This is a genomic window from Acidobacteriota bacterium, assembly GCA_039028635.1.
In the GTDB taxonomy this organism is placed as follows: domain Bacteria; phylum Acidobacteriota; class Thermoanaerobaculia; order Multivoradales; family JBCCEF01; genus JBCCEF01.
Window position 1 is genome coordinate 1 of record JBCCHV010000070.1, and the last position, 18,425, is coordinate 18,425.

The window sequence follows — 18,425 nt, forward strand, 5'->3', positions numbered from 1 at the left end:
CCGGTTGGGTGCAGATCTTCGAGCAGGGCTACAAGAACGCCTGCGTCGACTTTCAGCAGGACTCGCCCAACCAGCCGGGATAAAGCTCACAGTCGCTCGTGCGGCTCAGCCAGCGGATCCACCGCCGGCCTCCGCGAGCCGGGCCTGGCGAGCGCGGGCGCGCTCTTCCAGGACTCGAGCCCGTCGGCTCTGTTGGGCTGCGGCGATCTCCTTCACCAAGCTCATCGCCGCCAGTCCGAGAAGCACCGCGGTGCCATCGGCGGAGATCTGGAGGAAGGTGGCTCGCATCAGGTCGACGACGCCTTCAGCGCGCAACAGGGCCCGACCGGCGAGCGATTGGAGGGCTCCCGCCAGCAGCCAGAGAAGCCACCAGAGGGGCAGGATCGCCCCGGCCGCCAGACTGCTCCAGGAGGCCTGGTTGTGGCTCGCCTGCCAGAGGTCCTTCATTCCCTGATAAGGACGCCAGAGGTTGAGCAGCGGCAAGAAGAAGTAACCCACGGCCCACCCCGGCGTCATCCGAAGTTTCTCGCCGCCGAAGGCCCAGGCATTGCGATGGGCGCGCACGATCCAGCGCGCGAAAAACACCACCGTGATGAGGTGGACGATCAACTGCAGACCGGTCACCACGAGCTGACGGCTGTCGTGGGACTCGGCCTCGGCCGGAGTCAGGACATCGCTGCTCAGGAAATTGGTGACCATCACCGAGGAGACGATCGCCACCACCGCCAGGACGACCCCCAGGCCAAGCCAGAACCTGACCGCCTGGGTGAGCTCCCCGAGGTCCCGATAGGAGTACCTCTGGTTCATAGGAATGGCCCCTTCCCAACATTATCCGAAGACACTCAAACGAAAACAGACCAGTCACCCCTCAGCCCGTGGGCGAGGGAACGGCGGGGGAGAGATCTCCCCGGGCTGACCGAATATCCGAATGTTACAGGGCTGATGTGTCGCCGGCCAAAGCAGTGGGGACAAAGGCCGCGTGACGATTATCGCTTGGGCACTTGCTAGCGACTCCAGGGCCAGGCTTCTGGACACCAATCGCCGCCGCGCCGCGGGCAGGCGAGGCTAAGGGTCCACCGAGGTTGCCCGTTCGGCGAAATAGTCCAGAGCCCCCTCGAGAATCTCGACCCGGCCGGGATACTGGTTCTGATTGATCAGCACAGCCCCGGCAATGCCGAGGTCCGGAAAATACTCCACCAGCCCCGTGTAACCAGTGCCGGCGCCGCTGCGATACACCACCCGGCGCCCTTTTTCCTCGACCAGGTTCCACCCGAGGGCCTGGGAGGCTGCGACGGTAGGGTCTGCCACGGTGAGCATCCGCTCGCGGTTGGCGGGCCTGAGAAGACGCCCCTCCTCGAGGGCCAAGAACAATCGCACCAGGTCCGAGGGCGTCGCCACCACGCCACTCGATCCGTACTTGCCGCTGACATTCGGCAACTCGTCGATCTCGCGATGGCTCCCCGCCCGCGGCGGCCAGTAGGCCTTGGCGAGGCCATCACCGCTCCGCCCCACCAACGCCAGCGAAGAGCGACTCATGGCGGCCGGCCCGAAGACATCCCGTTGCAGAATCTCATCGAAGCCGGCGCCATGGACCGCCTCGAGAGCGCCGGTGAGGAGATTGAATCCGAAAGAGGTGTAGCGGTAGGCAGTCCCCGGCTCGAACTCCAAGGGATCGTCGCCAAACACCACCAGAGATGCGGCCAGGCTCGGATACTCGACCGTCGACGAGATCTCGCCGGCGTTTTTCTTGTAGTGACGGATGCCCGAGGTGTGGGTCAGGAGATGCCTCAACCGCACCGGCCATGGTTTCTCGGGAAAGGCGGGAACGAACTGGCGAATGTCAGCGTCGAGATCGAGAAGATCCGCCTCGACGGCCTGCATCACGGCCACGGCGGTAATGCCCTTGGAAACCGAATAAGTGCGGTAGGCAGTCTCGGGAGTCGCCGCCACCTGGGCTGCGATATCGGCCCAGCCGACGGCTTCGGCGACCACGATCTCGCCGCCGACGGCCACCGCCAGGGAAATGGATGGTGGCCCGCCGGGCGCTTCGACAAAGGCCTCCAAGTAGGCTCGCGTGTGCTCCGGCCCACGGTACTCGACCTCGGGGACGACGGCGTCAATGGAAGAACAGGAGCACAGGATCGGAAGAACGAAGAGAAGTGTTACGCGCGAGTTCTTGAACATGCACCGAGCTTGCGACGGCGGCCCGGTGCGAGTCTTGAATGATCTGAACCCCGGGACGAGACCAACCCCCTCAGCGAGGCGATCGAGCTCGGAGGAGCGGGTCGGTGACCGGCCCGGGTAGGACAGCCGGTCTTGCAGCAGAGCGTCAGGACTAAGGGCGGATCAGCTCCGGTTTAGCCGTCCGAAGGAAGAGGCCGTGCGTCGGAAGCTCGCCGGCGTCCATCCGGTGCGCCGTTTGAACTCGCGCGTCAGATGGCTCTGGTCAGCGAAGCCCAGGCGATGGGCGACGGTCGCCACCGAGGCTTCGTCTCGGCTCAGGAGGTCGATGGCCCGCGCCACCCGGTGGCGGCTCCGCCACTCACCGATCGAACAACCTCGCGCCCGCCGGAAGGCGCGCACCAGCGAGCCGGGATGAAGGCGAAAACGACGCCCTAGATCGGTCAGGCTCGGAGCTTTCTCGTCCTCCTGCCGCAACAAGTCTTCGACCTCGCCAATCCAGGCCGGGCCCGCGGTTTCACCGCCCTCTTGGTGGTCGAAGTGATCGAAGATCTCGACCGCCAGCTCGCGCGTCAGCTTCATGCCCTCGGCATCGCGAAGGGCCAGCAGAGCGCCGAAGGCTCTGGCCGAGCTGGCGGCCACGGCACGGCTCCGCGCCGACCTCGGCAGCCGCTCTTCGAGCCAATCGTCGCGAACCCCGAAAATCAGCATGCGGACGCCTTCGAGGCCCACCGCGGTTTCGTGCACCACCGCCCGGGGCTTGAAGTGGAGCTGCCAGCTATCGCAGCTCTGCACACCTTCCGAGAAGCACTCGTCGAGGCGACCGTGCAGTACCAACGTGAGCACCGCGTAGTCGTGACTTCCCAGCCCGTGACCTTCGCCGGGATACATCGTCTTGTCTTTGAGAAACCAGTCGCGCTCCGAAACTCGCACCCCCGAATTCTAGCCCCTGCCTGGAAATCCGATTCCCGGCGAATCGAGTCGTCCTTCACCCCTTGGCATCGGCTGGCGCAGCGACGACGCCGGAGCCGAACGGTCAGGAGCGAAGCCAGCCGCTGGTTCCGGAGCCGCTTCATCGACCCGCGACCGCGCGCTGCAATGAGGGCACCCGTCGGAATCCCCGTGGAGCGGACGGAGAACCAGGCCTCCAGGTGCCCCGGCTCTTCCCTCCGCCCGCCTCGCCAGCGCCTTGTTCTCGAACCATCGTCGGACCATGACCGAGAGCTCGAGGGGTCCCCGCGTCCTGCTCCTCAACGGCGCCTTCGGCGTCGGCAAGACGACCGTTGCCCGACTCCTGGTGAGGCGCCTACCGGGCAGCGGCATCTTCGATCCCGAACGCCTGGGATTCGTCCTGCGCCACCTGCCGCGCCGCCTGCCGGGATCGACCCGTCATCTCGCCGACTATCAAGACTCGGCCACCTGGCGTCGCAAGACCGCCCAGTTGATCGGTTGGGCGGCGCGGCTCTACCAGCCGGTGATCGTGCCGATGTGCTTCCGCCGCATCGAGTACCTGAGCGAAATCCGTCGCCACCTCGAGAGGCGCCGATTGAGCCACCGCCACCTCTGCCTGGTCGCTCCCGAGCGTACCGTGATCAGCCGCCTGCTATTGCGCCGCGTCGACCCCCTGTCAGCCGCCGGCGAGTGGGTTTTTCCGCGTGCCCTCGACGCCTGCCGCCAGCACCGCCGCACCGAGTTCGCCACCACCATCGACACCGACGATCGAGCCCCGGCCGACATCGCCGCCGAGATCGCCTGGCGCCTTGCCGAGCCGGCCGCTCACTCGACCGGGGTCGGACGGTCGCTGTCGCCCTCGAGCTCCCGGCCGAGCTCGTCGATCGCGGCGTCGAAAGGCGTCGGCTCTCCGCCGGGCTCGACCACCGGCTGAGTCACGACCTGAAAGCGCTCGAGCTCCGCCGCCGTCATCCAGTGCATACCGCGCGAAGGCGCCGCTTCGAGGGTGAACCAGTAGAAGTCCTCCGGCGTCCCGAGGTCGCGGTAATAGTCGAGGTAGAGCCGATGGTCCGGGTGGTCGCGATCGAGCTGGTCGCCCTTCATCGCCACTCCCGATGCCCACGAGTGCACCCCCACGAAGGCCCCCTTTTCAATCTTCCGCTCGACGCCGGCGAGGAACAGGTCGACGCCGCCGGAGGCGATCATGCCTCCGCCCACCAAGTGGGTGTCGAGGCCGAGCTGGCGCACCTTGCGGCCGAGGGCGAGATTGACCTCGTCGTCGACCGAGCCGGGAACGATCGTCAGGACCAGGGTGTCGATCTCGGGATGCTCGGCGACCACGGCCAAGAACTGATCGAGGGTGCGGCTGTTGACCTCGTGGGCCATGTAGAGACGACTGCCATCGACCTCGAGCTCGGTGAGGTCGCGGTTGTTGAGGCGCGCCACCTCGAGCACCGCGCAGCCGGTCACGAACAACGCGATCAACCCACCGGCGAGCCCAATCCCCGTCTTCCAAGACCGACCACCCCAGTTCGCCATCAGAATCTCCCTTCAAGCGCCGCGAAGGCTCCGCCATCAACGGCGCCAAGCCTCACCGAATCAAACATTTCCGACCTCCCCATGGACTTCCTCCGGGGGGCCCATAGAATAGCGCCATGGTCGCCGCCCTCGTCCGCTCATTGCGCCCGACACAGTGGGCCAAGAACCTCTTCGTGCTGGCTCCGCTGGTCTTCGGCCATGCCTTGTTCGACCGCGAGCTGCTCGGCCGCGGCCTCGCCGCCTTCGCGGCCTTCTGCCTCGCCGCCTCGGCGATCTACCTGTTCAACGATCTGCGTGATCGCGAGCGCGACCGGCTCCACCCGCTCAAGCGCCATCGGCCGATCGCCTCCGGGGCCCTGCCGGTGGGCCTTGCCACCACCGCCTCGCTGACCGCCGCCGCCGCCGCCCTCGGCATCGCCTACGCCCTCGGACCGCTCTGCCTGCTGGTGATCGCCATCTATCTGGTGCTCAACGGCCTCTACACCCTGCACCTCAAGCAGGTGGTCATCCTCGACGTCATGATCATCAGTCTGGGCTTCGTGCTGCGGGTGCTCGCCGGTGGTGCCGCCATCGGCGTCGCCGTCTCCCACTGGCTGCTTCTCTGCACGATTTTTCTCGCCCTCTTCCTGGGCTTCTCGAAGCGCCGCCACGAGATCAGCCTGCTGGCCGAACGCGCCGCCGACCAGCGCCAGGTGCTCAGCCAGTACAGCCTGCCCTTCCTCGATCAGATGATCAACGTCGTCACCGCCTCGTCGGTGGTGGCCTATGCCCTCTGGGCAGTGGCGCCGGAAACCACCGCGCGCTACGGCGGCCCCTACCTCATCTACACCATTCCCCTGGTGCTCTTCGGCGTCTTCCGCTATCTGTATCTGGTCTATCAGCGCCGCGACGAGCGCAACCCCACCGAAGCCCTGATGAAGGACTGGCCCTTCCTCACCAACCTGCTGCTCTGGGGCGTGACGGTGACGGCGATCGTCTACCTGACCTAGACGCGCGGCGCGATGACCTCGGCGCCGCCCATGTAGGAGCGCAGCACCTCCGGCACGCGGACGGTGCCATCGGCCTGGAGGCCGTTTTCGAGGATCGCCACCACCGTGCGGCCGACAGCCAGGCCGGAGCCGTTCAGGGTGTGGAGGAAGCGCGGCTTACCGCCTTCCGCCGGGCGGTAGCGCAGATTGGCTCGACGGGCCTGAAAGTCGAGGAAGTTACTGCACGAGGAGATCTCGCGGTAGGCCTCCTGACCCGGCAGCCAGACCTCGAGGTCGTAGGTTTTGGCGCTCGAGAAGCCGAGGTCGCCGGAGGACAGGGTGACCACCCGGTAGGGCAGCTCGAGGAGCTGCAAGACGCGCTCGGCGTGACCGGTGAGCTCCTCGAGGGTCTGCCAGCTCTGGTCCGGCAGGGTGAGGTGCACCAGCTCGACCTTGTGGAACTGATGCTGGCGGATCAGACCGCGTACGTCCTTTCCGTAGGAGCCGGCTTCGCTGCGAAAGCAGGGGGTGAAGGCGCAGTAGCGAACCGGCAGGTCGGCCTCGTCGAGGGTCTCCCCGCGGTGCAGGTTGGTGAGCGGCACCTCGGCCGTGGGAATCAGGTAGTACTCGGTGTCGCGCAGCTTGAACAGGTCCTGCTCGAACTTCGGTAGCTGGCCGGTGCCGAACAGCGAGTCGCCGTTGGCGATGTAGGGCGGCACCACCTCCGTGTAGCCGTGCTGCTCGCCGTGGAGATCGAGCATCCACGCCACCAGCGCCCGCTCGAGGCGCGCTCCCAGCCCGAAATAGGCGGTGAAACGTGCTCCCGCCACCTTGGCGCCGCGCTCGAAGTCGAGAATGCCGAGGCGAGTGCCGATGTCCCAATGGGCTTCGGCCTCGCACGGCAGGGCAGGGGGCTCGCCGACCACCCGCTCGACCCGATTGGACGCTTCGTCGTCGCCGTCGGGGACGCTGTCGTGGGGCAGGTTGGGAAGCGAGATCTCGATCACCGAGAGATCGCGCTCGATGGCCTCGAGGTTCTCCTCGATCTCGCCGATCCGCTTCTTGAGAGCTCCCACCGCGGCGATCGCGTCGGCGGCGTCACCGCCTTGCTTCTTGATCTCACCGATCGACCGGCTGGCCTCGTTGCGCTGCCGCTTGAGGTCCTCGACCTCCACCAGCAACCCCCGGCGCTCGCCGTCGAGGCGGCTCCAGTGGTCGATCATCTTGAGGTTGGCGCGGCGGCCTTCGAGGCCTTTCCGCACCCGTTCGGGATCGCTGCGCAAGAGGTCGCGGGACAACATGACCGCGGCAGTCTACTCCCCCGTCTGCAGGGGGTCAACGCACTCCGAGGAACCTCGGCCGGGAGCCTCTGAGTGCGCCCAAATCGGCCCCGATCGGGCAGCTTCGCGGCGCCGCCGGTAAGATGCGCCCAGCCGTGCGACACCTCGCCCTCATCCCCTGGACACGTTTGGTCGTGGTCGCCTCGGCGGCCCTGCTTCTGGCCCTCTTCGCGAGCTCCGAAAACGCGCCCACGGCGGCCCTCGAAAGCTCTTGGCTGACCGCCGTCGCCACCCTCGCCCTGCTGGCCTCGGCCTTCGTCGGCGGTCGCTTCTTCCTCCCCGCCGCACTGCTTCTGCCGTTGACCATCCTGGCACTGCCGGCGGGCCCCGGCCGCGGCACCGTGGTCGGTCTGCTGGCGGTGATTTTGGTGGTGTCCGAGGGGTACCAGGCCTGTGCTCGCGATTGCCCGCGCTGGAGCGAGCGGTTCGCCCTCCTCGGTCCGCTGGCGCTGGCCCTCCACGGCTTGCTGCGTGGCCCCGCCCTGCTGCAAGGCGGCGAGTCCTGGGAGCGGTTCGCGCTCCTGCCGCTGGCCGCCGCCGCGGTGCTGGCGCTGATTCCGGATTTGCGCCGGTCGGCCCTCGCCGGCGCGGCGGTGGTGGTACTCGCGCCGGGATTCAATCTGGTCGCCGTCTTGACCCTCGGCGTCCTCGCCGCTGGTGATCGATTGCGCCAACGTCCCGCCCTGAGCCCCAGCCTCCTCGCCCTCGGACTGCTCGCCGCCCTGTTCCTGCGTGAGCCGCGAGCCGCCGTCGTCGCCCTCGCCGCCGCCTTGGTCCTGACTCGCCGGCCTCTCGCCCTGGCCAGCGCCGGAGTCCTCGCCGTCGGTCTCGCCCTGGGGTTTCAGCTGCGGCCTTGGCCCGAGATCGGCTCGCTGGCGGCCTTCGCCATCGTCCTCATGCCCTTGGTTCTGCCGACGCTGCCCAGCAGCCGTAGAGGTTGGCCTCTCGGCCTGGCTCTGCTGGCGGTCTGGCTGGCCGCCGGCGCTGCCGTCCCCGGCGCTCCGGCGCTGGTGGCTCCTCTCGCCTTGGTCGCTCTCCTCGCCGAACCAGCACCTGCGCGCACCGTCCAGGGCACCTGGACCTGTGCGCTGCTGACCGGCACCGCCCTGGCGGCCGGCTACCCCTGGCTGCGCCTCGACCCGCTGGGCGCCTGCCTGCGGGGATTCGGCATGCAGGGCGACTGGGACAGCATGGCGCTGGCTTTGCTCGCCATGATCGCCTTCGCCTGGCTCGGCAGACGCTTCGGTCACCCGCTGCGCTGGGCGGCGATCGGGCTGACTTTGGCGCTAGCCCTCACCAACGGACCGCGCCTCGAAGCCGTCGCCACCGGACCGCCCTGGGTCCTCGACCAGAAAACGCCGCGCGCCGTCGTCGAGGTCGCGCCGCCCCTGCAGCGGCTGGTCCTCTCGACTCATCTCGCCCAGGCCGCCGAGCTACCACCCGAAACCGAGGTGGCTCGCCTGAGCCTGCTCGACATCCAGGGCAATGTCCTCCAGGAATGGCCCGTGGCGAGCGGTGTCGATACCAATGAATGGGCCGCCCGCAGGTCCGACCTCGCGGCCTTGCCGCAGCTCGCCGAACCGGTGCCCTGGAGCGGCTGGCTGGCGGCCGGTGATCCACCCTTCTTCGGGGCCCTCTATCGCGCCGACTTCACCGTCGACGACAGCGGCGCCAAGGCCAGCCATCTCGTGCTCCGGCGCAACGACGAGCTGCCAGAGGGGGTCGAGATCCGCCTCTTCCGGGTCGAGGTAAAGCGATGAGCCAGGCGCTCCTTCTCGCCGCTGGGCTGCTGGGTTCTTGGCTGGTCGCCCGCTGGGGTCCGCTGGCGCCGGCGGACCCCTTGCGCACCACCCTGATCGCCGTGCCCTTGGTCATCGGAGCTTTGCTTTGGATCGAGCGCCGTAGCGTCGCACTCGGGGGACGAAGAATCGCCACCGGGGTCAGCACCTGGCAAGGCATTGCCGGCCTCGCTTTGGTGGCGGCCACCCTGCTGCGGACTGCGCTCGCCGCTGATCTGCCGGCCGGCCCGCTGTTCGCGGCTTGGGTCCTGCTGCTCGCTCACCGGGTGGCGCACCAGGTTGTCGCCCTCCGGCCACTCCTCGGAAAGGCGCTGCCGCGACGCCCCTCGCTGCTCTTCTTCCTGCTGCCATTGGTGGTCTATGGCGCCCTGATTCCCTGGTCCACCCACCACCGGCCGCCGGACGGCGACGAGCCCTTCTATCTGCTCATCACCCACAGCCTGACCCACGATTTCGATGCCGACCTGACCAACAACTATCAGCAGGGCGACTGGCGCTTCTTCATGGACCGCCCCCTCGAGCCGCAACCGGGGGACCCGGTCGGACCGAATGGCGAGCTCTACTCGCGCCACAACGAAGCGCTGCCGATGTTGTTGGTGCCGGCCTATGCCCTCGGCGGGCGCCTCGGAGCTCTCGGCGCGATGGCCGCGCTGACCGCCGCCCTCGCCTGGTTGACGCTGCGCGTCGCCCGCCACTACGCCCCGGCATTCCCCGGCGAAACCCTCCTCGCCTGGTCCCTCCTGGCCTTCGCGCCGCCGCTCCTTCTCTACAGCTACCAGGTGTGGGTCGAAGTGCCGGCGGCACTGCTCGGTCTGATCGCCCTCGACTGGATTCACGACGGCCGCGGCCGCCCCTGGAAAGCCCGGCGCTGGCTGCTCCTCGCCCTGCCGTTGATGCTCCTGCCACTGCTCAAGATTCGCTTCATGCTGCTGGCGGCGCCACTCCTCGCCCTCGGCTGGTGGTATTCCGGCCGCCGGCTGCGCCCGGCGATCATTCTGGGGGGCGCCCTCGGCGCCCTCGGCGTCGGCATCCTGATCTACAACCAGTGGCTCTACGGCAATCCCCTGAAGATTCACACCTGGGGTGAGCTGGAGCCCACCCGCTACGGCTTGATCGAGTATCTCAAGGGCAGCAGCGGCCTGTTCTGGGACTGCGCCTTCGGCTTGATCGCCTGCGCTCCTCTGTGGGGCTTGCTGGTTCCGGCCATTCTGCGCCGTCGGCGCCAGCCGGGCGATCACACCGGCCGTTTGTTCTTCGATCTGGTGGCCTTCACCGCCCCTTACCTGCTGATCGTCGTACCACGCTCCGAGTGGTACGGCGGCTGGTCGCCGCCCTTCCGCTACGCCCTGGTGGCCCTGCCGCTGCTCGCCCTCGCCCTCGCCCCGCTCCTCGCCGAGCGCCGCCGCGGCGGCAGCCGCGCCCTGATCACCGCCCTCGGCCTCGGCACCGTGGCGCTGACCCTCTGTTGGCTGGTGGTCCCGGGCTGGACCTACAACGTCGCCGACGGCCGCAACTTTCTGCTCGACGCCTTCGCCAACCGCACCGGCCTCGATCTGGCGCGCTTCTTCCCCAGCTCGATCCGACCGCGCTGGGCCACCTGGCTGTGGCCCAGCCTCGGGGCGCTGGCCCTATGGTTGGGCTGGCAAGGTCCGCGGCGGCTACGCCGTGCTCCCCTCTGGGGGGCCGCCGCCAGCCTCGGCCTGGTGGCCGGCCTCTGGCTGGCGGCGGAAAGGCTGCCCACCACCACGGTGCAGTTCGAAGATCACCAGGTGGCCAAGAGCGGCGGTCACGTCTTCCCCGATCGCTGGGTGATCGAGCGCCGCCGGTTCACCGGCGGCTGGACCCTGCGCGAAGGCGAGACGGTGACCGCCCCGGTGATCGCCGGCAGCGGCGCCGCCAGCCTGCGCCTGCACCTACAGTTCGTCCGCAACAAACGCGCTCCCCTGGACCTCGAGATTCGGGCCGGCGATCAGCTCCTCGAAACCTGGCGAGCGCGCCACGACCGGCGCTGGAGCTGGGTCGAAGTCGGGCCCTTCGAGTGGCCCGAGGGAGCGCCGCTGGTGATCGCGGCGCGGTTACCCAAGAAGCGTGGCCGTCCCAACGGCGTCGTGCTCGACCGCGCGGAGCTCCACTGGTGGTGAGCCCGCACCGTGGAAGCCTGGCGAGCGCCCACCTTTCGGCGATCGTGCCGACCCTCGGCAAGAGCCCCTGGTTGCGCGCCTGCCTCGAAGCCCTGCGCGCCGATGGCGGAAAAGACCTCGAGATCGTCCTGGTGGCGCCGGCCGACCTCGACCTCGATGACGCGGGCGAGGCGGCCGATCTGCGCCTCGACGCCCCGGCACCCGGTGGCTTCGCCGCCGCCACCAACGCCGGCATCGCGGCATCGTCGGGCGAGCTGGTCGCCACCATCAACGACGATGCCCTGATCCAGCCCGGCTGGTGTGCCGAGCTCACCGCCGGCCTGGCGGCCGACCCCCAGGCCGGTGCCGCCCAGGGTGCCAACCTGCAGCTTCGCCAGCCCCACCTGGTCGATGGCCTCGGGCTGGAGTGGAACCGCTGGTGGCAAGCGGTCCAGATCGGCCACGGTGAGATTTTCGAGGCAGGCCTGCCGGCGCGCCGGGTGTTCGGCGTTTCGGCGACCGTCGCCCTCTATCGACGCCGGGCCCTCGAGCAAGCAAAGAGCGATCTCGGCCAAGTGTTCGATGAACGTCTGCATTCCTACTACGAGGACGCCGAGCTCGCCGGGCGCTTGCGACGCGCCGGCTGGCGCGCCCTCTCAGTACCGGCGGCGCGCGCCCTCCACGCCGGCTCGACCACCGCCGGCGGCAGCGTGCAGCAGTGGAGCTGGATCTACGGCAACCGTTGGCTGGCCGTGGCGCAGCTTCTCGGCCACGACTTCTCCGCGGCCCGCTCCCGGCTGCTGCTGCGCGATCTGCGCGATCTCCTCCGCCACCCCCGGCGCCTTCGCGGAGCTCTCGCCGGCTGGCGGCGCGCCCGACGCCTCCTGGCCGAGTTTCGCCACGACGGCGAAGCCCTGCTGCCGCCGCACTAGTCGAACCTCACGAGCGATTCCCCCTCGGGAGTTCCGTCTTCTCCGATGCAGAAGGCTGTGACTTTGAATGTAACTACAAATGGAGTTACAGTTGTCGCTCGAATGGGACTGGCGAAAATACCAACGAAATCTCTTCAAGCACGGCTTGAACTTCCGCGACGCGGAGCTCGTCTTCGACGGTCCGTGTTTGACCCTCGAGGACGAACGGTTCGGCGACGGCGAACAACGCTTCGTCACCCCGGGAAGTCTCGCCGGCCGGGTGGTCGTGATCGCCCATACCCCACGCGGCGAGAACACACGCATCATCTCGATGAGAAAGGCCAACAGCCGTGAGCGAAAACACTACGACGAGCGACTTGAAGCGCCTCGACGCGCTGACCGATGAGACCATCGACTACTCGGACCTTCCCGAGCTCGATGCCGAGTTCTTCCGCCACGCCAAGGTGGTGGTGCCGCCGCGCAAGAAACAGCTCACCATTCGCCTCGATGAGGACGTTCTGAGCTGGCTGAAAAGCCAGGGGCGGGGCTACCAGAGCCGCATCAACGCCATCCTGCGCGCCTACTACGAGGCCCACCGGGAAAACACCCGCTAGGAACGCTGCTGGTTCGAACGATCGCGCCTCAGACGGCGCCGGTCGGCGGCGCCTCGACCCGGATGCGCACATCCACCGCCTGGGCGGTGCGGCCGCCGCCTCCGGCGAGGAAGGGGTTGATGTCGAGCTCGGCGAGGCGGGGGTGGCGGGTGGCGAGCTGGGCCAGGCGCAGCAGCGTGTCGACCAGGACGTCGAGGTCGGCGGGAGCTTCACCGCGCACTCCCTCGAGCAGGCCGAAGCCGCGAATACCGCGAATCATCTGCTCGGCTTCGTGACGGTCGAGGGGCGTGACCCCGAAGCGCACGTCTTGGAAGACCTCGACGTACTTGCCCCCCAGACCGAACATCAGCAGCGGGCCGAAACGGGCATCGCTGGAGATCCCGAAGATCACCTCGTGTCCGCCATCGGACACCATGCGTTGAACCAGGAAGCCGCTGGGCGGGTGGCCAGCCCTGGTCAAGGCTTCGGTCATGTCGCGCGCCGCGGCCTCGACTTCGGCGCCATCCGCGAGGCTCAGCCGCACCGCCCCCAGGTCGCTCTTGTGGACCAATCCCGGAGCGATCGCCTTGAGCACCACCGGAAAACCCAGCTCTTCGGCCGCCGCCAGCGCTTCCGCAGGCGTCGCGACCTGGCGCCACGGGGCCACCGCCAGGCCATAGAGCTCGAGCACTCGAAAGGCCTGCGCCGGCTCGAGATAGCCCGCGTCGACGGACTCGAGGAGCGCCCCGACGGCTTCGTCGTCGACCTCGAAGACGGGCGGACCGTTGGACACCGGGCGGCGCCGCCACTCACCGTAGGACGACAGCATCGCCAGCGCCCGCGCCGCCGGTTCCGGAAAGCGATAGACCGGCGGGTGCCGCTCGTCCCCTCTGATCGACTCGTAGAACTCGTCCGTCGCCATCATCACCACCAGGATCGGCTTTTCGGAGCTTCGGGCCACCCGCGACACGGCCTCGAGCACATCCATCGGATGGGTCAGGATCGGAGTGACGTTGATCGCCATGGCGAGGTCGACCTCGGGATCGTCGATCAACGCCTGCAGCGTCGCCTCGTAATGCTCCGGCGTCGCCGACGCGATCATGTCGACCGGGTTGGCGACGCTCGCTTCGGCGGGCAAGAGGCGCCGCAGCAAGGCGGTGGTCGCGGACGACAGCTCGGCCATCTCCAACCCCTGGTTGACGCAGGCATCGGTCGCCATGATCGCCGGACCGCCGGCATTGGTGACGATGCTGACCCGCCGACCGTTGGGCAATGGGCAACGATCGAGGGCGAGGGCGACGTCGAACAGCTCCTCGATGGTGTTGGCGCGCAGCACGCCGCACTGGGCGAGGAAGGCGGAGGCGGTGACGTCGGCGCCGGCGATCGCTCCGGTGTGGCTCGAGGCGGCCCGCGCACCGGCATCGGTGCGGCCCGACTTGACCAGCAGAATCGGCTTCTTGCGGCTCACCCGCTTGGCGATCTGGGTGAAGTGGCGCGGGTTTCCGAAGGACTCGAGATACATGGCGATGACGTGGGTCGAGTCGTCGTGCTCCCAATACTCGAGCAGGTCATTGCCGGAGACGTCGGCCTTGTTGCCCATCGACACGAACTGAGTGAGGCCGATGCCGAGGTTCTCGGCGACATTGAGAATCGCCACCCCGAGGGCTCCGGACTGGCTGACGAAGCCGATCGAGCCCGGGTTCGCCGGCGTCGGCGCGAAGGTGGCGTTGAGGTGCACCCCAGCGGCGGTGTTGATCACCCCCATGCAGTTCGGGCCGACCATCCGGACACCCGCTGCTCGCACCTGGTCGCGAAGCTGAGCTTCGATGGCAGCCCCGGCGGCGCCGGTCTCGCCGAAGCCGGCGGTGATCACCACCAGACCCTTGACCTTCGCCGCCAGACACTCGTCGACGATCGTCGGCACGAGCTCCTTGGGCACCGCCACGATCGCCAGATCGACCGCATCGGGAATCGCCGCCACCGATGGATAGGCCTTCAAGGAGTGGATCGAGCGGGCTCCCGGATTGACCGGAAAGATGGGGCCGTCGAACTCCGCCAGCAGCAGATTGTGGATCAGTGAATAGCCGATCGAGCCGACCTTGCGGGAGGCACCGATCACCGCCACCGATCGGGGCGAGAAGATGGCGTCCAAGGATCTTTCGGAGGCAACTGGAAGAGTCGGTGTGTGGTTCATGATCGCGAAAGGGAGCAGCCCGAAGCCGGGCGCGTCAAGTGAGGATCAGTAGAAGACGGCGCTAGTCGAAGAGCGGCATCGGCGAGCCCGCCGGGGGCGGAAATCCGAGATGCTCGTAGGCCCGCGCCGTCGCCACTCGGCCGCGCGGCGTGCGCTGCAGGAAACCCTCCTGGATCAGGTAGGGCTCGTAGAGATCTTCCAGGGTTCCCTGGTCCTCCCCGACCGCCGCCGCCAGGGCCTTGAGGCCCACCGGCCCGCCGCCATAGTGCTCGATCAGGGTGGTCAGCAATTTGCGGTCGAGGTCGTCGAAGCCGTAATCGTCGACCTCGAGCTGATGTAGGGCCTGCCGGGCGATCGGTTGATCGATCTCGCCTTCGGCCTTGACCTCGGCGAAGTCGCGCACCCGCCGCAGCAGGCGGTTGGCGATGCGCGGCGTGCCGCGGGAGCGGCGAGCGATCTCGGTCGCGCCGGGACCGTCGATCGGCACGCCGAGGATCGCCGCCGAGCGCTCGACGATGGTGGTGAGCTCCGCCGGGCGGTAGAAGTCGAGGCGGTGGACGATGCCGAAGCGGGCGCGCAACGGCGACGAGATCAGGCCGGCCCGGGTGGTGGCCCCGACCAGCGTGAAGCGCGGCAGGTCATGGCGCACGGTGCTCGCCGAGGGACCCTGTCCGAGGATCAGGTCGAGGGCGAAGTCCTCGAGGGCCGGGTAGAGGATCTCCTCGACGGTCGGACCGAGGCGGTGGATCTCATCGATGAACAGCACGTCCCCGGGCTCGAGGTTGATCAGCACCGCCGCCAGGTCGCCGGCCTTCTCCAGCACCGGCCCGGAGGTCACCCGGATGGCGGTCCCCATCTCCTGGGCGATGATGTGCGCCAAGGTGGTCTTGCCGAGGCCCGGCGGACCGAACAGCAAGACGTGATCGAGGGCCTCCTCGCGACCGCGAGCGGCGTGGATGAAGATGCGCAGGTTCTCGACCAGCTTCTCCTGGCCGATGTACTCGGTGAGCTCCCGCGGACGCAGGTTGGCCTCCGAGCGCAGATCTTCCGGAAAGGCCGCAGCGGACAGGATCTCCCGTTCGTAATCCATGGAGCCATTCTATGGCGCCCGACGTGCCTGTCGGGAGCCCTCGGCGAGAACTCGGCTCAAGCTCGCGACAGGCGTCGCAGGCTGGCGCGCAGAAGGTCCGAAAACTCGCCCTCGGGATGCTCGCGGCGGGCTTCGGCGACCGCCTTCTCGGCGCGGTTCTGACGGTAGCCGAGGTTGACCAGGGCCGAAACCAGTCCATCGTCGGCCCCCATCGGCAGCGGCTCGGCGGTTTCGATGCCGACGTCCCGCACCTTGTCGCGCAATTCCAAGATCATGCGCTCGGCGGTCTTCTTGCCGACCCCGGGGATGCCGTTGAGCTTGACCAGGTCACCGCCGGCGATGGCGATCACGAGATCTCCCGGCGCCATGCCCGACAGCGCCACCCGGGCCAGCCGCGGCCCGATGCCGGAGACTCCGATCAACAGCTCGAAGAGCTGGCGTTCCGTATCGGTCCAGAATCCGAACAGCGAGAGATCGTCCTCCCGCACGTGGGTGTGGATATGGAGGCTGACCTCGGCGTCGCCGCCGAGGCGTTCGATCTCGTAGTAGGTGGAGACGGGGATGTGGACGCGATAGCCCACACCCCCGGTGTCGAGGACGACCGACTCCGGGCTCTTACTGAGCAGCCGACCCCGCAGATAGGCGATCAGGAGACGATCACCCGCTGACCTCGACCAAGCCGAGGTCCTCCTGGAGCTGGCGCGAGTAGGAGATATCGGACTCCAAACGTCGCTGCTGAAGGAGCGACGAGAGGAGCTGGCCGAGCTCCTGATTCTCGAGCCGGGCCCGGGTGCCGGAGCGCGCCTCCTCGAAGGCCGCCGCATCGTAGACGACGCGATCCGTGACCTCGAACAGCACGGCCCCCTGGTTGGTGCCGTAAGGACCGTCGACGGCGCCGACATCGAGACCCATGGCGGCCTCGGCGATGCGCGGACTGAAGCCGAGCCCTTCGACCACCCCACCGGTGCCGAAGGAATCGCTCTCTTCGACCGTCAGACCGAGGTCTTCGGCCACTGCATCGAGGGTCTTGTCGCCACCTTCGATGTCAGCTTTGGCGGCAGCGATGCGATCCATCGCGAGCTGCTGACGCTTTTCCTTCTCGGCGGCGGCCCGTACCTTGGTCTCGACCTCGACCAGCTCCGGGGCGCGCGGCTCGAGCACCTCCCGCACCAGCGGCAGGGCCCAACCCCGGGGCACCTTGATCGGATCTCCGATCGCCCCGGTGGCGAGCTCGAAGACCGCCGTCATGAACTCCGGCGCCCGCCCGAGACCGGGAATCAGATCCTCCTGGCCGAAGGGCTCCGGCGAGTTGATCGAGACCGCCGCCTCGTCCTCGGCGAGGGCGGTGAGGGCGTCGAGATTGACGCTTCCGGCCTCGCCGAGCTGAGCCGTCAGCTCGGTGGCCTTCTGCTCCGAGGCTGACACCACCTGCTCCGAGAGCAGCTTGCTGCGAATCCGCGCCTGCACCTTGTCGAACTCCTGCAGGCCGGCGTCGAGACGGCCGGTGACCTCGAGCAGATGCACACCGAAGGGCGTTTCGATCGGCCCGATGAGCTCGCCCTGGGGCGACTCGAAGGCGGCCTTCTCGAACTCTGGCGTCATACGGCCCCGGCCGAAGAAGCCGAGATGACCGCCGCGACCGGCACTGCCGGGATCGTCGCTGGTGTCGGAGGCGACCTGAGCGAAGCCCTCGCCGCCCTCGATGCGCGCCCGAATCGCCTCGAGCTCGACCTTGGCCTGATCGAGATCGCGCTCGTCACTGGTACGCAGCAGAATGTGCCGGGCCTGCACCTGCTCTTCCTGCGTGAACTCGTCGGGGTTGGCGTCGTAGTAGGCGCGCACCGCGTCATCCTCGACGGTGACCTCATTGCGCATCCGACCGTTGTCGACCAGCAGAAAAGAGACCCGCCGCCGCTCACCGAAGCGGAAGTCCTCGGGGTTCGCCTCGAGGTAGGCCTTGAGCTCCTCGCGGGTCGCCCTGCCCTCTTCCTTCAGGGTGTTCTCGGGCAGCATCAGGTAGCGGATCGAAGCCCGCTCGGTCTGCTCTCGGTAGGACTTCTCGACCGCCTCGTCGGGAATGTAGAGGCTCTCCGCCAGCACCCGGTTGAGACGCTCCAGGGTGATCTGCTGACGCAGGTCGTCCTCGAAGGCCTCCGGCGAGATGCGGCTGCGGTCGAGAATCGACAGGTACTCCTCGCTACCGACGAAGTTGCCCTGGTCGTCCTGCAGCCAGGGGATGTCGAGCACGGCGTCGCGAACCTCCTGGTTCGACACCCGGATGCCGAGCTTGTCGGCCTCGCGCAGCAGCAGCCGGCGATCGACCACCTGCTGCAGGGCCTGCTGTGGCAGACGAAGCTGCTCGGCGAGCTCGGACGAGTACTGGTCGCCATAGATCTGGCGGAAGCGCTGCTCCAGGTTGCGGTACTGGGAGCGGAACTCGTCGAAACCGATCTCTTCGCCGTTGACCACCGCGGCGGCGGTGTTGTTGCCAGCCAGACCACGACCCGCGGAGCCGAAGTCGACGAACACGAACAGAATGAAGACCGCGATCACGAGCCAGAGGATCCAGCTGAGGTACTTGAGGTTGTCGCGGAAGACCTTGAGCATTAGGGGACTCCTTTCACCCCGGAACGGGGGGCGAAGACTTTACCAAGGGGCTTCGAGCCCCGGCAAGACGAAGCGCTTCGCGAGAAGCTTCGATGGCCGCGATATATAGTCGTCTTTCTCAGTCTGCGGCCG

General features: G+C 67.9%; 16 protein-coding genes. 7 read left to right on the forward strand and 9 right to left on the reverse strand.

The window, feature by feature from the left end:
- Window positions 1-105: 105 nt before the first annotated feature.
- The 3 genes from AAF604_21675 to AAF604_21685 form a co-directional block, all read right to left on the reverse strand.
- On the reverse strand, window positions 106-807 hold the full coding sequence (locus AAF604_21675; protein MEM7052292.1) for a DUF4328 domain-containing protein: 702 nt from the start codon (window positions 805-807) through the stop codon (window positions 106-108).
- Between the two features lie 258 nt (window positions 808-1,065).
- Entirely contained in the window at window positions 1,066-2,184 is a 1,119-nt protein-coding gene (locus AAF604_21680; GenBank protein MEM7052293.1) for a serine hydrolase domain-containing protein, read from the reverse strand.
- 162 nt (window positions 2,185-2,346) lie between these two features.
- Window positions 2,347-3,114 carry an AraC family transcriptional regulator gene (locus AAF604_21685; GenBank protein MEM7052294.1) on the reverse strand — a complete coding sequence of 256 codons (768 nt, stop codon included), beginning with the start codon at window positions 3,112-3,114 and terminating at the stop codon, window positions 2,347-2,349.
- Window positions 3,115-3,394: 280 nt separating this feature from the next.
- Between AAF604_21685 and AAF604_21690 the strand changes: the two genes are divergently transcribed.
- Window positions 3,395-4,066, forward strand: coding sequence for an AAA family ATPase (locus AAF604_21690; protein ID MEM7052295.1), 672 nt, complete (start codon window positions 3,395-3,397; stop codon window positions 4,064-4,066).
- On the opposite strand, the gene AAF604_21695 is transcribed toward AAF604_21690, so the two are convergent.
- On the reverse strand, window positions 3,958-4,671 hold the full coding sequence (locus AAF604_21695) for an alpha/beta hydrolase (GenBank protein MEM7052296.1): 714 nt from the start codon (window positions 4,669-4,671) through the stop codon (window positions 3,958-3,960). The genes AAF604_21690 and AAF604_21695 overlap by 109 nt on opposite strands.
- A gap of 116 nt (window positions 4,672-4,787) precedes the next feature.
- Between AAF604_21695 and AAF604_21700 the strand changes: the two genes are divergently transcribed.
- Complete coding sequence (locus AAF604_21700) at window positions 4,788-5,660, forward strand: decaprenyl-phosphate phosphoribosyltransferase (protein ID MEM7052297.1); 873 nt, start codon at window positions 4,788-4,790, stop codon at window positions 5,658-5,660.
- On the opposite strand, the gene serS is transcribed toward AAF604_21700, so the two are convergent.
- On the reverse strand, window positions 5,657-6,940 hold the full coding sequence (gene serS / locus AAF604_21705) for a serine--tRNA ligase (protein ID MEM7052298.1): 1,284 nt from the start codon (window positions 6,938-6,940) through the stop codon (window positions 5,657-5,659). The genes AAF604_21700 and serS overlap by 4 nt on opposite strands.
- Window positions 6,941-7,074: 134 nt before the next feature.
- Between serS and AAF604_21710 the strand changes: the two genes are divergently transcribed.
- The 5 genes from AAF604_21710 (at window position 7,075) to AAF604_21730 (ending at window position 12,423) form a co-directional block, all read left to right on the forward strand.
- Entirely contained in the window at window positions 7,075-8,739 is a 1,665-nt protein-coding gene (locus tag AAF604_21710) for a hypothetical protein (protein ID MEM7052299.1), read from the forward strand.
- A complete protein-coding gene (locus AAF604_21715; protein MEM7052300.1) occupies window positions 8,736-10,919 on the forward strand; it encodes a hypothetical protein in 2,184 nt (727 codons plus the stop codon). Before AAF604_21710 ends, AAF604_21715 begins: the two co-directional genes overlap by 4 nt.
- Entirely contained in the window at window positions 10,916-11,830 is a 915-nt protein-coding gene (locus tag AAF604_21720; protein MEM7052301.1) for a glycosyltransferase, read from the forward strand. Before AAF604_21715 ends, AAF604_21720 begins: the two co-directional genes overlap by 4 nt.
- A gap of 91 nt (window positions 11,831-11,921) precedes the next feature.
- Entirely contained in the window at window positions 11,922-12,215 is a 294-nt protein-coding gene (locus AAF604_21725) for a BrnT family toxin (protein ID MEM7052302.1), read from the forward strand.
- Window positions 12,187-12,423, forward strand: a complete 237-nt coding sequence (locus AAF604_21730; GenBank protein ID MEM7052303.1) for a BrnA antitoxin family protein — start codon at window positions 12,187-12,189, stop codon at window positions 12,421-12,423. The genes AAF604_21725 and AAF604_21730 overlap by 29 nt, the downstream gene beginning before the upstream one ends.
- 28 nt (window positions 12,424-12,451) lie before the next feature.
- Here AAF604_21730 and AAF604_21735 read toward each other — a convergent pair whose 3' ends face one another.
- The 4 genes from AAF604_21735 to AAF604_21750 form a co-directional block, all read right to left on the reverse strand.
- A complete protein-coding gene (locus AAF604_21735; protein MEM7052304.1) occupies window positions 12,452-14,554 on the reverse strand; it encodes an acetate--CoA ligase family protein in 2,103 nt (700 codons plus the stop codon).
- 103 nt (window positions 14,555-14,657) lie between these two features.
- Window positions 14,658-15,686 (reverse strand): Holliday junction branch migration DNA helicase RuvB, encoded by a 1,029-nt coding sequence (ruvB, locus tag AAF604_21740; GenBank protein ID MEM7052305.1) that lies wholly within the window; start codon window positions 15,684-15,686, stop codon window positions 14,658-14,660.
- 56 nt (window positions 15,687-15,742) lie between these two features.
- Complete coding sequence (ruvA, locus tag AAF604_21745) at window positions 15,743-16,336, reverse strand: Holliday junction branch migration protein RuvA (protein MEM7052306.1); 594 nt, start codon at window positions 16,334-16,336, stop codon at window positions 15,743-15,745.
- Between the two features lie 7 nt (window positions 16,337-16,343).
- The gene (locus tag AAF604_21750; protein MEM7052307.1) at window positions 16,344-18,293 is read right to left on the reverse strand and encodes a SurA N-terminal domain-containing protein; all 1,950 of its coding nucleotides are present in this window, start codon (window positions 18,291-18,293) and stop codon (window positions 16,344-16,346) included.
- Between the last annotated feature and the right edge of the window lie 132 nt (window positions 18,294-18,425).

Excerpts from the sequence above, each read along its gene's own strand:
- AAF604_21675 (MEM7052292.1), bottom strand. The coding sequence starts at position 807 with ATGAACCAGAGGTACTCCTATCGGGACCTCGGGGAGCTCACCCAGGCG.
- AAF604_21680 (MEM7052293.1), bottom strand. The coding sequence starts at position 2,184 with ATGTTCAAGAACTCGCGCGTAACACTTCTCTTCGTTCTTCCGATCCTG.
- AAF604_21690 (MEM7052295.1), top strand. The coding sequence starts at position 3,395 with ATGACCGAGAGCTCGAGGGGTCCCCGCGTCCTGCTCCTCAACGGCGCC.
- AAF604_21695 (MEM7052296.1), bottom strand. The coding sequence starts at position 4,671 with ATGGCGAACTGGGGTGGTCGGTCTTGGAAGACGGGGATTGGGCTCGCC.
- AAF604_21700 (MEM7052297.1), top strand. The coding sequence starts at position 4,788 with ATGGTCGCCGCCCTCGTCCGCTCATTGCGCCCGACACAGTGGGCCAAG.
- serS (MEM7052298.1), bottom strand. The coding sequence starts at position 6,940 with ATGTTGTCCCGCGACCTCTTGCGCAGCGATCCCGAACGGGTGCGGAAA.
- AAF604_21715 (MEM7052300.1), top strand. The coding sequence starts at position 8,736 with ATGAGCCAGGCGCTCCTTCTCGCCGCTGGGCTGCTGGGTTCTTGGCTG.
- ruvB (MEM7052305.1), bottom strand. The coding sequence starts at position 15,686 with ATGGATTACGAACGGGAGATCCTGTCCGCTGCGGCCTTTCCGGAAGAT.
- AAF604_21750 (MEM7052307.1), bottom strand. The coding sequence starts at position 18,293 with ATGCTCAAGGTCTTCCGCGACAACCTCAAGTACCTCAGCTGGATCCTC.